12 protein-coding genes and 1 riboswitch are annotated in these 13,544 nt (G+C 42.6%); of the genes, 10 read left to right on the top strand and 2 right to left on the bottom strand.

The window, feature by feature from the left end:
• Window position 1 precedes the first annotated feature (1 nt).
• Window positions 2-1,402 carry an anthranilate synthase component I family protein gene (locus B3394_RS17525; RefSeq protein ID WP_286927898.1) on the bottom strand — a complete coding sequence of 467 codons (1,401 nt, stop codon included), beginning with the start codon at window positions 1,400-1,402 and terminating at the stop codon, window positions 2-4.
• Between the two features lie 258 nt (window positions 1,403-1,660).
• Window positions 1,661-2,956 (bottom strand): voltage-gated chloride channel family protein, encoded by a 1,296-nt coding sequence (locus tag B3394_RS17530; protein WP_286927935.1) that lies wholly within the window; start codon window positions 2,954-2,956, stop codon window positions 1,661-1,663.
• 37 nt (window positions 2,957-2,993) lie between these two features.
• A riboswitch (Fluoride riboswitch) is annotated at window positions 2,994-3,056 on the bottom strand.
• A 204-nt stretch (window positions 3,057-3,260) separates the two neighbouring features.
• On the opposite strand from B3394_RS17530, the gene B3394_RS17535 reads away from it, so the two are divergent.
• The 10 genes from B3394_RS17535 to B3394_RS17580 all read left to right on the top strand — a co-directional run bounded on the left by B3394_RS17535 (window position 3,261) and on the right by B3394_RS17580 (window position 13,543).
• Window positions 3,261-3,407 (top strand): hypothetical protein, encoded by a 147-nt coding sequence (locus B3394_RS17535; protein WP_286927940.1) that lies wholly within the window; start codon window positions 3,261-3,263, stop codon window positions 3,405-3,407.
• A 551-nt stretch (window positions 3,408-3,958) separates the two neighbouring features.
• Window positions 3,959-4,654: a phosphoadenylyl-sulfate reductase gene (locus tag B3394_RS17540; protein ID WP_286927942.1), complete on the top strand. Its 696-nt coding sequence runs from the start codon at window positions 3,959-3,961 to the stop codon at window positions 4,652-4,654.
• Window positions 4,655-4,679: 25 nt separating this feature from the next.
• The gene (cysD, locus tag B3394_RS17545) at window positions 4,680-5,585 is read left to right on the top strand and encodes a sulfate adenylyltransferase subunit CysD (protein ID WP_286927949.1); all 906 of its coding nucleotides are present in this window, start codon (window positions 4,680-4,682) and stop codon (window positions 5,583-5,585) included.
• A gap of 69 nt (window positions 5,586-5,654) precedes the next feature.
• Window positions 5,655-6,890, top strand: a complete 1,236-nt coding sequence (locus B3394_RS17550) for a sulfate adenylyltransferase subunit 1 (RefSeq protein ID WP_286927952.1) — start codon at window positions 5,655-5,657, stop codon at window positions 6,888-6,890.
• A gap of 3 nt (window positions 6,891-6,893) precedes the next feature.
• On the top strand, window positions 6,894-7,706 hold the full coding sequence (gene epsC, locus B3394_RS17555) for a serine O-acetyltransferase EpsC (protein ID WP_286927956.1): 813 nt from the start codon (window positions 6,894-6,896) through the stop codon (window positions 7,704-7,706).
• A 29-nt stretch (window positions 7,707-7,735) separates the two neighbouring features.
• Window positions 7,736-8,647, top strand: a complete 912-nt coding sequence (gene cysK / locus B3394_RS17560; RefSeq protein WP_286927962.1) for a cysteine synthase A — start codon at window positions 7,736-7,738, stop codon at window positions 8,645-8,647.
• Window positions 8,648-8,669: 22 nt separating this feature from the next.
• On the top strand, window positions 8,670-9,485 hold the full coding sequence (cobA, locus tag B3394_RS17565) for a uroporphyrinogen-III C-methyltransferase (RefSeq protein ID WP_177734075.1): 816 nt from the start codon (window positions 8,670-8,672) through the stop codon (window positions 9,483-9,485).
• Window positions 9,475-11,133, top strand: coding sequence for a diflavin oxidoreductase (locus tag B3394_RS17570; protein WP_286927971.1), 1,659 nt, complete (start codon window positions 9,475-9,477; stop codon window positions 11,131-11,133). Before cobA ends, B3394_RS17570 begins: the two co-directional genes overlap by 11 nt.
• 21 nt (window positions 11,134-11,154) lie before the next feature.
• Window positions 11,155-12,804 (top strand): NADPH-dependent assimilatory sulfite reductase hemoprotein subunit, encoded by a 1,650-nt coding sequence (locus B3394_RS17575; RefSeq protein ID WP_286927973.1) that lies wholly within the window; start codon window positions 11,155-11,157, stop codon window positions 12,802-12,804.
• Complete coding sequence (locus tag B3394_RS17580) at window positions 12,755-13,543, top strand: DUF2490 domain-containing protein (RefSeq protein ID WP_286927985.1); 789 nt, start codon at window positions 12,755-12,757, stop codon at window positions 13,541-13,543. Before B3394_RS17575 ends, B3394_RS17580 begins: the two co-directional genes overlap by 50 nt.
• The last annotated feature ends 1 nt before the right edge of the window (window position 13,544 follow it).

Genomic DNA, 13,544 nt, shown 5'->3' on the forward strand with positions numbered 1-13,544 from the left:
ATTAAATCGTTTCCGCTACATCAAGCGCCTTGTTGAGTGCTCCCAGTTTGTTGTACACTTCCTGCATCTCATTTTCTGCAACGGAACCGGATACAATTCCGGCACCGGCCTGGTAGTGTAATGTATGATTTTTGCTTAAAAAAGTACGGATCATAATTGCGTGATTAAAATTACCGTCAAAATCCATAAAACCAATAGCCCCGCCATAGAAATTTCTGGATATATTTTCAATTTCTTCAATCAGCTGCATGGCTTTGTGCTTTGGAGCGCCGCTTAACGTTCCGGCAGGAAAAGTATCGGCAACCGTTTGCATCGTTGTGGCATTGTCCTGCAGGTTACCGGTTACTTTGGAAACCAGGTGTATCACATGGGAAAAGAACTGGATCTCTTTATATTTTTCCACTTTAACGCCGTGTCCGTTCCGGCTCAGATCGTTTCGGGCAAGATCAACCAGCATTACGTGCTCACTGTTTTCTTTCGGATCTTCCGATAATTGCTTGGCGAGCAACGCATCATGTTCGTCATTTCCGCTCCGTTTAAAGGTTCCGGCAATGGGATGGATCTCTGCCTTTCTGTTCTTAACAACCAGCTGCGCTTCCGGTGACGAACCCATGATTTTGAAATCGCCATAGTCAAAAAAGAAAAGATAAGGCGAAGGATTGATGTTTCGCAAAGCTCTGTATACATTAAATTCATCGCCTTTGAAGGACTGTGAAAACCGTCGGGACAATACCAGCTGGAACACATCGCCGCGATAACAGTGTTTTTTGGCAATGACAACGTTTTGTTGGAATGCTTCGTCGGTAAGATTGGAAATGGTTTCTCCTTCTTTGGCAAAAGAATAACTGGCAAAATTTTTAGCCTGCAACAGCTGTTCTATTTCGGATATGTTGTTCTGGTTTTCAGTGCTGTGGCAGAAAATATAGGCTTCATTGTTAAAGTGGTTGATCGCAATGATGTTCTGGTATATCGCATAATAAATGTCCGGAATCTGTAAATCACCTTGCTTTTTGGTGATGTCCACGGCTTCAAAATAGCGAACGGCATCATAGGCTATATAGCCAAACAAACCGTTGTTGATAAACTTAAAGGCATTTTTTTCTGTTTGAAACTGTGCAGCAAAAGCTTGAATAACTTCCGGAATACTGGTTTCTTTCTGAATGGCTTCCGTTGTAAGGCTTCCGTCCGGATAGGATTTGACAATGTTTTCCTGCTGAATTTTAATACTTGCAACAGGATTACAGCAGATATAGGAAAAACTGTTGTTATTAGCATGATAGTCACTGCTTTCCAGCAGCAGGCTGTTGGGAAACTTATCGCGTATTTTCAGGTAAACGCTCACCGGAGTTATCGTATCGGCAAGGATTTGTTTGTATGAAGTATGTAGTTTATATTTTTTCATGATTTTTGAATAAGAAATATTAGAAAACAAAAAAGGCTTGTCGTGATGACAAGCCTTATATCTATTTTGGTTTTAAAAATACAGATAGGAGGTTTCGCTCACGATATTCGACGTAAGTTACTCCACCACCAAGTATTGTTTAAAATTGTGTTCATGTTTTTTATTTGTGCTACAAAGGTATAAAAATGATTTTCATTTATGCAAGAGAATTTTAAATAAAATAACAAAAATACTGTTTAGAGTGTGTTTTATAACATTTTAAAGCTTATCCTTGACGTCAGACAAAGGCTTTCCTTTTAGCTTTTGGTAGTACAAATGTTTGGGACTGCCAATAATCTGGGAAGTGTAAATACCGGTATGACCCGAGAAAAAATAGGCCACCACACAGGCAATGGCAATATAGATACCGCTGTCAACACCAAAAAGCTCTATACCCATGATGGTACAGGCAATAGGCGTATTGGTTGCTCCGGAAAACACTGCAACAAATCCCATTCCGGCCAATAACGCTATAGGAAGCGGTACAAACCAAAAGAGCGCATTGCCCAAAGCGGCACCGATAAAGAACAATGGCGTGACTTCACCGCCTTTAAACCCGGCACCTAATGTAAAAGAAGTAAACAGTATTTTTAATAAAAAATCATAGGAATCCAGCTGCTGGTCAAATGCGTCAACGATAGTCGGAATACCCAAACCAATGTATTTTGTGGTTCCCATGCCGTAAACTGCCAAAGCAATAACAAGACCACCAATCAGCGGACGTAAAGGCGGGAAAGGGATATTCTTTTTAAAAATTGTACCCCAAAAATGAGTAGCTTTTGAAAAAAACATTGCGGTCAGTCCGAACAAGATTCCGGCGAATAACGACCATAACAGGTTTAAAGCGGTCATTTCCGGTATGCTGGGAATACTGTAATGCGTATGATTCACATGCCAAGCCAGGCAGCTGTAATGTGCAATGACTGCCACCAATACACTTGGTAAAATCGCTTCATAGCGGATGCGTCCCAGGACCATTACTTCCAAAGCAAAAACAGCTCCGGCAAGCGGTGTCCCGAAAACGGAGGCAAATCCGGCACTGATTCCCATAATGAGGATGATTTTCCGGTCATCGTTATTCAGTGAAAACCAACGGGAAAACTGGTCGGCAATGGCACCGCCCATTTGTACAGCTGTTCCTTCACGGCCGGCAGAACCGCCAAAAAGATGGGTCATTAAAGTGCCGAACAAAACCAAAGGCGCCATCCGGAACGGGATGATCTTTTTAGGGGAATGAAACTCTTCCAATAGCAGGTTATTGCCCTTAACAACACTTTCGCCCAGATAATGATAACTCAGCCCGATAAGCAATCCGGCTATGGGCAGCAGACAAATGATCCAGACATGATTTTCGCGGTAATTGGTAACCCGGTCTAATGAAAGCAGGAAAAAAGCCGAGACGGAACCGATGATCGTACCGATAATCACCGCAAGCAAAAGCCAGCGAAATAAAAAAGCCAGTAAAGGAAGTTGCGGAAAATTGGCAAAGTGTCGGTTAAAAGAGTGTTTATCCATAATTGTCTTGATTACATGCATCTATAGTGGCATAAGCCATTCAATAGACGTCATCAGCTTTTTAAGGCGGTTCAAGGCAGACATCATTGCCGTATTTGTGTTACAAATGTAAAAATAAAAACAAGAATGGTATTTTTTTATGGTCTGTTTTTTTATCCTGAGCAAAGGAATTCGGTATATATCCCAAAATTTTAGCCTAAGTCCAAAACGAACTACCGTTATACAAAGAAAAGATGAACATTATTGCGGTTCAGCTTTATGCCGGAAAGAGGAACATTTACATGCATGCAATGACACAGCCGGAGTGCTCACAGTTTATCCTTTTGCATTAAAAAAGGATAAGGTTCAGGGTAAAATAATCGTTTCGAAACAGCCGGCTGTATTGGAAATCGATCCGGATGTAAAGAATATTGATACTTTTAACGAAGACAACCGGAAAGAAATCGATTAAAATTTTGTTAAAGGAAAATTTATGAAAATAGACGCTAAAAGCTGATTTTTATACGTTTTTCAAATGAAAAAGACTGTTTTTGAGATTCCTTTTGAGAAAAATTTATTTCAAAAAATATTTTTTATTTGGAGCGTAATTAAAAAATGTTATAAGTTTGCAGTGTTCAAAACAGAATAAAAAAATGAAAAATCAGGTTTTATGTATGGCGATGTGTATGTGCTGCTCAGTTTATGAGGAGGTACCTGCTATTCGTTAATGTCAATAAAACATTTCCAATATCAGTAAAACTCCTCAGGCAATTGAGGAGTTTTTTTTTACGCTTAATTTTTCTAAAAACACAAAATAAAATAAAGATGAACACGACAACGGCTATAACAACATTACGAACAGCATCTGCAGCTTGTATGATGATGATGTGTTGTATGCGAAATTTCGCAAGAGGCCGTCTGTCATACTATTTGCTGTAAAAAATAGTATTCCGTAATAGAAGCCTCTTGAATTCAAGAGGCTTTTTTTATACCCATTTATCACGATTGCAAACAAAACAAACAATGAACGAAACGATAATTAATACGCTAAAACAAGGGAAGAACATTGCCGAAAGCCTGAAATTCCTGTCTGAAAACATCACCGGAAAGATTGTTTTTTCTACCAGTTTCGGTATTGAAGACCAGCTAATCACCGATGCTATCTTTTCACAGCAATTGCCCAACATAACGGTTTTCACGCTGGATACGGGCAGACTGTTCCAGGAAACCTATGCCACCTGGGATAAGACAATATTGCAATACGGTAAAAAAATAAAAACCTATTACCCGGATGCTGCCAACCTGGAAACATTTGTAACCGAAAAAGGGATCAACCCTTTTTATGAAAGTATCGAACTCCGGAAGCAATGCTGCCACATCCGGAAAGTGGAACCCTTAAAAAGAGCCTTGAAAGATGCGGAAGTCTGGATCACCGGATTGAGAGCCGAACATTCCCCAAACCGGAACAGCCTGGAAATAGTACAGTGGGACGAACAATACCAGCTGTATAAATTCAATCCGTTACTGCACTGGACCACGGAGGAAGTAAAGGAATATGTCACCCAAAACGCCATCCCGTATAATGTGTTACACGACAAAGGATTTGTAAGCATTGGTTGTGCTCCCTGTACCAGAGCGATTAAAGAAGGAGACGATTTCAGAGCCGGAAGATGGTGGTGGGAAGATACTTCTAAAAAAGAATGCGGATTACACAGTTAAAATAAAACAGATAAACAAATTGAATATGAGTAACTCAAAAGAATATTTAAACCAATTAGAAGACGAAGCCATTTACATTCTTCGCGAAACAGCGGCACAGTTTGAAAAACCGGCTTTATTGTTTTCCGGCGGAAAAGACTCAATCGTTTTGGTTCATTTGGCTCTGAAAGCCTTCCGTCCGGGGAAATTCCCGTTTCCGTTAGTCCATATCGATACCGGGCATAATTTTCCGGAAGCCATTGCTTTCAGAGATTATCTGGTGAATCAGATTGGTGAAAAACTGATTGTAGGCTCGGTTGAAGACAGTATCAAAAAATACAATCTGAAAGAAACCCAGGGACGTTTTCCTTCCCGGAATGCTTTACAAACCTATGCTTTGCTGGATACCATTCAGGAAAATGAATTTGATGCCTGCATTGGCGGTGCACGGCGTGATGAAGAAAAAGCCAGAGCGAAAGAGCGTATTTTTTCCGTTCGGGACGATTTCGGACAATGGGATCCCAAACTGCAGCGCCCCGAATTATGGGATATTCTCAACGGAAAAGTAGCCAAAGGACATAATGTCCGTGTGTTCCCGATTAGCAACTGGACAGAACTGGATGTCTGGAACTACATCCAGAAATACAACATCGAACTGCCGGAGCTGTATTTTGCGCATGACAGGGAATGTATCGTTCACCAGGATAAACTGGTCGCTACTTCAACGTTTATTCAGCCGCTGCCAACGGATACCGTGGTGGTCGAAAAAGTACGCTACAGAACGGTAGGCGACATGACCTGTACCGCAGCGGTTCCTTCTGAAGCCGCCACAGTACAGGATATTATTGAAGACATTATTCAGACAAGGATCAGCGAACGCGGACAAACCCGACTGGACGACCAGCTTTCGGAAGCCGCGATGGAGGACCGTAAAAAGCAGGGCTATTTCTAAAATGGTCTTGCAGCTAACGAACTAAAATATAAGCAATAAGGATTTGTAAATCCGCAAAAAAAAAACAGCATGAACACCTTAAAATTTATAACAGCAGGAAATGTAGACGACGGTAAAAGTACCTTGATAGGCCGGTTGCTTTATGATTCCGACAGTATACATACCGACCAGCTGGGAGTATTGCAGCAACAGACAAAACAGGAGGGAGCCACTATCGATTTGTCGTTAATCACCGACGGACTGCGTGCCGAAAGAGAACAGGGAATCACGATAGACGTAGCCTATAAATACTTTTCCACCAGAAAAAGGAAATTCATTATAGCCGATGCACCCGGCCACGAGCAATATACCCGGAACATGATTACCGGAGCTTCAAACTCCGATTTGATTATTATTCTGGTCGATGCCCGCAAGGGAATTACGACCCAAACCAAACGACATGCCAGTGTGGGATCCTTAATGGGCATTAAAAAAGCCATTATTGCCATCAACAAAATTGACCTGGTGGATTATTCCGAAACGGTTTTCAATACGATTAAAGCCGGTTTCGAAAGCATAAAAGGAAACCTGAACTATGATGAGGTGGCCTATATTCCGGTTAGCGCTTTGGTTGGGGATAATATCGTCGCAAAATCGGCGAAAACCCCATGGTTTGAAGGCGATACCTTGTTGAGTACGCTGGAACATATCGAAATACCGTCCAAAGAAAATTTAGCGACCCGTTTTCAGGTACAATGGGTTATTCGTCCCAAAGACGAAGAAAATCACGACTACAGAGGATATGCCGGGCAGATATTAAGCGGAAGCTACATAACCGGAGATACGGTAAAAGTACTGCCATCCGGAATTGAAACGACTATCGTAAAGATTGAAAAACACCAGAAAAGCATTGACAGCGCTAAGGCGGGTGACAATGTGGTTTTGCACCTGGCAGACAATATAGACATCAGCCGCGGGGACAGTATTGTGAAAACAACCGAATTACCAACAACTTCCAACGAACTTAAAACCTGGGTATGCTGGCTGGATAATACGCCGCTGCAAATTGGAAAAACTTATCTGCTGCAGCATCGTTTCAGAACCGTTCGGGTAAAAATTCAGGCTGTAGACCGGAAATGGAATGTTAACGAATGGCAGTTTAACGACACAGCAGAAGTGAAACTTAACGATATCGGGCAAATTTCATTACGGGCAAACCAACCGTTATTCTTCGATGCTTTTGAAGAAAATTCCAAAAGCGGTAATGCCATTTTAGTTGATGAAACCACTTTTAATACAGTGGGCGCCCTGATGTTTTTAGCATAAAGTATGGCACATCCGATTTACAATAAGAACAGGCAGAAAATCCGGAAGTTACCGGATAAAGCCGAAACGGAAGCCTGGGTGGAACACATCTTCCAATGGCTGTTTTCGATAGGAGAAGACTATTCCGATGCCGATTTTTTTACCGCCCGCGAAGCAGTGTTAAAAACGGAACTGGAAAAAATATTGAACAGCATTTTGACGGATCATGAAACAAAAACAGTCGTAAAAGACTTTTTTAACGCTCTGGAAACAATTCACAGCTGGCTGGAAGCCGATCTGGAAGCTGTTTTCAACTTTGATCCGGCAGCGAAATCCCGTAGTGAAGTATTGGTGGCCTATCCCGGTTTTTTTGCCATTGCCATTTACCGGTTGGCACACCAGCTCTGGAAAAGCAAGGTTCCGGTAGTACCCCGGCTGATCTCGGAATACGTACACAGCAAAACCGGAATTGACATTCATCCCGGAGCGAAAATAGGAGAGCGGTTCTTTATCGACCACGGAACCGGTATTGTTATAGGCGAAACCACGATAATCGGGAATGATGTGAATATCTACCAGGGGGTAACACTGGGAGCCTTACATGTCAGTAAGGCTAAAGCCGAAGAAAAAAGGCATCCCACTATTGGCAACAAGGTGATCATTTATGCCAATGCTACCATTTTGGGCGGCAATACCGAAATAGGGAATGATGCCATTATAGGAGGAAATGTCTGGATAACCAATTCCATTCCTAAGCAATCACTGGTATACCATAAAAGTGAAATCGTAATTAAAAACAAAGCACCGTTTCCGGAGCCATTGAATTTTGTCATATAAAACAACAACAAAACAACAAAACAATAAAAATGAAAGCACATAATATTTTAGAAACGATAGGGAATACACCCGTTGTACAACTTCAGAAACTATTTGAAGGGAACAAAAATGTATGGATTAAACTGGAAAAAAACAATCCGGGAAACAGCATCAAAGACCGTATTGCCTTGGCAATGATTGAAGATGCCGAACAGAAAGGGCTGTTAAAACCGGACAGTGTGATTATCGAACCTACTTCCGGAAATACCGGTATCGGACTGGCATTGGTGGGCGCTGTAAAAGGATACCGTGTGATTTTGGTCATGCCGGAATCGATGAGTGTAGAGCGACGAAAACTAATGGAAATCTATGGAGCGGAATTTGAACTCACGCCAAGAGAAAAAGGAATGAAAGGCGCGATTGAAAAAGCGAATGAACTGGTTTCTCAAATTCCGAATGCCTGGTCGCCGCAGCAATTTGACAATCCGGCGAATGTAGCGATCCACGAAAAAACAACTGCTCAGGAAATCATCAGTGATTTTCCGGAAGGAGTGGATTACCTGATAACCGGCGTTGGAACCGGAGGACATATTACCGGGGTTGCGAAAGTTTTAAAGGCAAAATATCCGCATATAAAAGTTATCGCGGTAGAACCGGAATTGTCTCCGGTACTAAGCGGAGGAGCGCCGGGACCGCACCCGTTGCAGGGAATCGGAGCCGGATTTGTACCGGCTGTTTTCCAAAAAGAATTAATAGATGAAGTGATTCAGATCGGTAAGGACGAAGCCTTCGAATATGCCCGTGCCATTGCTAAAAAAGAAGGAATACTGGTAGGGATTTCTACCGGAGCCTCTTTAGCTGCCGTGGCTAAAAAGCTGGATGAAATTCCCGATGGCGCGACCGTACTGACCTTTAATTATGACACCGGGGAACGTTACCTGTCCATCGAAGGATTGTATTAATCCGTAAACAAAAGAAAAACCAATGAGTATAGAAAACAAAGGGAAAGTAATATTGGCCGGAGCCGGTCCGGGCGATCCCGATTTAATAAGCGTAAAAGCACTGAAATATTTACAAACAGCCGATGTCATTCTGACCGACAGATTGGTTTCGCCGCAAATGATAGCCGATAATGCAAAGAAAGCCGCGATAATTATATATGTAGGAAAACAATGTTCGAAAGGAATACACACGCCACAAAGTGACATCAATACATTAATGGTGGAATTTGCGAAGCAAAACAAACTGGTATTGCGACTAAAAGGTGGAGATGCTTCGCTTTTTTCGAATGTTTTGGATGAACTTGAAGTGTTGAAAGCAAATCACATTCCGTATGAGATTGTTCCCGGAATATCGGCTGCTTTTGGTGCTGCTGCCTATACCGGAATCCCTTTAACAGCAAGGGAACACGCCAGGGGAGTACGCTTTTTAACCCTGTTCGACCTGAGTACGGTTACCGCGCTGCAATGGACCGATTGGGCAACGACAGATGACACCCTTGTTTTCTATATGAGTGGACAGCGGTTGCACCAGCTGGCGAACTATTTACTGACAAACAATATTGATGTAAACAAAGGAATAGCTGTTGTCCAGCAGGCGACAACCCCTTTTCAGAAAACCAGGGTTTTTTCCTTTGAAGAACTAAAAACAAAAGAATTGCCGGCATTTGAATATGTCCCTACTTTATTAATAGTAGGAAATGTGGTCAACCTGCACCGTCATTATGCCTGGTTTAAGGAACAATCCAAAGCAAGCTCTTATTTCGATAACCATATAATAAACTTACAACATGCTGGCTGAAAATAAATTAGTAGTCTTAAAAGATCTGGTAAAACAGTATTCCCGGGAAGAAATCATCTGGACAAGCGGTTATCTCGCCGGTATTCTAGCGCAGCATGAACCACAGCAGCAACCGGAAATCATAGCGGAAGTTGTAGTCAAACCAACCATCATTTATGGAACAGAAACCGGGAATTCTAAAAAACTGGCATCACAATTACAGGCGGTATTAAAGAAAAACAAGATACAGTCCAAAGTAGTGGATGCCTTTCAGTATCCGGTTGAGAAAATTGAAAAAGAAGACTTTGTGATTGTGATCATGAGTACTCAGGGAGAAGGAGATCCGCCACAGAATGCGATCAAATTTTTTGATAACCTGAGCAATACGGCTGCAAACCTTTCCAAAACCAGATTTACCGTTTTAGGATTAGGCGATTCTTCTTATCCGTTATTCTGTAAGGCGGGTGAAGTTATAGACGGACAGTTTGAACGGTTGGGAGCACAGCGTGTGATTGCCTTTCAGAAAGCCGATGTGGATTATGCTCCGGTTGCCGAAAGCTGGTTTGCCGAAATCCTGAAAGTGCTTCAGCATACGGGAACAGCAACAGCTTCCGAACCGAAAAAGAGTACCGCCAATGCAGCTTCCCATAAAAAAACGTATGAAGGGATTATAACGCATAAAGTTATTTTAAACGACCGGGATTCAAATAAGGAAACCTATCATATTGAGATCGTATCCGAAGCAGAAATTACCTATGAACCCGGCGATGCCATAGGGTTTTACCCTAAAAACAACCCGAGTGAAATAGCCGCAATAGCAGCTTTTTTCGGAGCCGGAGAGCAAGGCCGGGAGCTTGCCGGTAAAAATATCAGGGGATTGTCTAAAAAATCATTGGATGCTATAGGGCAGTTGTTGAATGTGGCTATTACAGAAGATAAAGCCGATTTACTGGATATCCTGGAAAAATATCCTGCTCAGGAAGCGATTTCATGGGATGCTTTGATTGCACTGCTGCACCCGATAGCTCCGCGTTTGTATTCCATTTCTTCTGCATTGGAAGCCCATGAAGGAGAAGTGCATGTTACTGTAAACCGGAATACGTTTACCGTTGACGGAATTCAGAAAACAGGCTTATGTTCCCAGTTTTTAGCCGATTATGAAAAAGACACCCCAATAAGCTTTTATATTCATAAGAACCAGAATTTCAGATTGCCGGAAGAAGACAAGGACATTATTATGATAGGACCGGGAACGGGGATTGCCCCATTCCGAAGCTTTCTGGCACACCGCGATGCTACTGGCGCGGAAGGTAAAAACTGGCTTATTTTCGGAGAACAGCATTTTGTTTCCGATTTCTATTATCAGACGGAAATACAGGAATGGCTGGCTACCGGCGTACTGACAAAACTGGACACGGCTTTTTCCCGGGATCAGAAACATAAGATCTATGTTCAGGACCGGTTAAAGCAGCAGGCAAAAGAATTTTACGAATGGCTGTCCAACGGTGCCTATATATATGTGTGCGGACAAAAAGACCCGATGAGTACCGATGTGGAAAACACCATACTGGAAATTATAGCAACAGCAGAAAACATCAGCATTCCGGAAGCGAAGCAGATATTGGAAAACCTGGAAACGGAAGGACGCTATCAGAAAGATGTGTATTAGAACAACGTATAAAATAATAAAATGAGTAACGATAAATTATCCCCGATTGAAGCCATAAAAGTAAAGAGTGACGGACTTCGAGGCACATTAAAAGAGAGTTTAACAGACAACCATACCGGTAATGTTCGTCCGGACGATGAAGCACTGGTGAAATTCCACGGAATGTATGTTCAGGATGACCGGGACAGAAGAGCAGAAAGAGCAGCGAAAAAACTGGATAAGCTGTATTCTTTTATGATCCGGCTGCGTATTCCGGGAGGAGTGATCACTGCTGACCAATGGCTGGCTACCCATGAAATTTCGGAAGAATACGGAACCGGAACTTTAAAAATTACAACCCGGCAGACCATTCAGCTGCACGGATTGCTAAAACACCAGTTACAGCCTACTATCCAGGGATTCCTGCTGGCAAAACTGGATTCCATTGCTGCCTGTGGCGATGTAAACCGGAATGTGACCTGTAGTTCGCATCCGCAGGTTTCGCCTTTGTTTCAGCAGATATATGATTATGCCGATAAGATCTCGACATTGCTGCTGCCCAAAACACAATCGTATTATGAAGTGTGGATAGACGGAGAAAAGATCTACGAACGTTCCAGCGAAGCCGATCCGCTGTATCAGGATCGCTATCTGCCAAGGAAATTCAAGATTGCGATTGCGATTCCGCCATCGAACGATGTGGATGTATTTTCGAACGATATCGGATTGATTGCCATCATAAAAGACGGTCAGTTAAAAGGATTCAATATTGCCATTGGAGGCGGTTTGGCAACCACACACGGTAACCCAAATACCTATTCGCGCCTGGCAACCATCATTGGATTTACCGATACCGAAGCCAAAACACTGAAAGCCGTTTATGAGGTGCTGACCATTCAGCGGGATTATGGCAACCGCAGCGACCGGAAATTATCCCGTTTAAAATATACGGTCGATAAATTAGGAGTCGATAATTTTAAAAAAGAACTGGAAAAAAGAATCGGATTTGCGCTGCTTCCGGAAGAAAGTTATGCGTTTACGGAAAGAAATGACCGTTACGGATGGCAGGAAAACTATGAGAACAAATGGTTTTATACCTTGTTTGTGGAGCATGGTGTGATAAAGCCGTATCAGAAACAATTTCTGCATGAACTGGCGCAATTGCAAATATCCGATTTCCGCTTTACCTGTAACCAAAACCTGATTTTGGGAGAGATTTCCGCAGCCAATAAAGAAAAGGTTACGGCACTGATTGCGAAATATAAAATTGAAGAGCAGGATAGTGCGATGCGAAAAAGCTCGATGGCCTGTGTGGCGATGCCTACCTGTCCGTTAGCCTTAGCCGAAGCACAGCGCTACTTACCCGAATTGGTCACTAAAATCGAACCGTTCCTTAAAAAATATGATCTGGAGCAGGACGAGATCAGTATCCGGATGACAGGATGCCCGAATGGCTGCGGCCGGCCTTATTTGGCCGAAATAGGCTTTGTGGGTACCGGACCGGCGCAATATAATTTAATGCTTGGTGGCGACCGTTTAGGAAACCGCCTGAATCAGGTTTATAAAAAGCAACTTACAGAAACAGAAATATTGACGGAACTGGATGGTCTTTTTGACCAGTACACAAAAGAGCGTATACAGCATGAAACATTCGGAGACTTTACCCACAGGAAATTTTTTGCGGTTCACTAAACGATCCGGTTCGGTCATCGTCCTGTTTGTATCCTGTTCGCTATTGGCTCAAAAATCGGTTACGCATCAGCAATTGCTTTGGTATGGGTATTATAACACTTTAAAGATAAATGAAAACTGGAACGTGTTAAGCGAGGTTCAGGAAAGGCAGTTTTACAATCCCACCGCACAGCATCAGCTGGTTTTCAGGAGTAATGTTCAGCGGAAGCTGATTGAAAACTGGAATGCTTCGGCCGGAATGACGCTCTTTTTGCAAAGTCCGCAGGATCCGGAAGCGGAGAGCAGCCTGATCGTTCCCGAATTGCGTCCGGATATTGGTTTTGACAATAAGCAAAAGTTCTCTTTTATGACAATTTCGCAACGCTATAAAGCCGAAGCCCGTTTTTTTCACGATATGGAAAATAATGAACTGAGCGGCGGTTACCGCTTTTCAAATTTCCGGTTCCGCTATCAGCTGGGATTTGATATTCCGGTTATCCGAAAAAAGCACACCAGAGAAGAGATGATAACGGTTAAGGTAAAAGATGAGGTGATGTTTAACGCAGGCAGTACCATTGTAAAGAATGTTTTTGACCAGAACCGTATTTATGCCGCAGTCAATTACCGGCTGAATCCTGCCTTTGCCGTGGAGGTTGGCTATATGAACTGGTACCAGCAACGCACTTCCGGAACGGAATATTATGACCGTGATATTCTCAGAATATCCTTGCTTCACACGATATCTTTAATAAATAAATAAA

Source organism: Flavobacterium sp. UBA4197, from assembly GCF_002379575.1.
Classification (GTDB): Bacteria; Bacteroidota; Bacteroidia; order Flavobacteriales; family Flavobacteriaceae; genus Flavobacterium; species Flavobacterium inviolabile.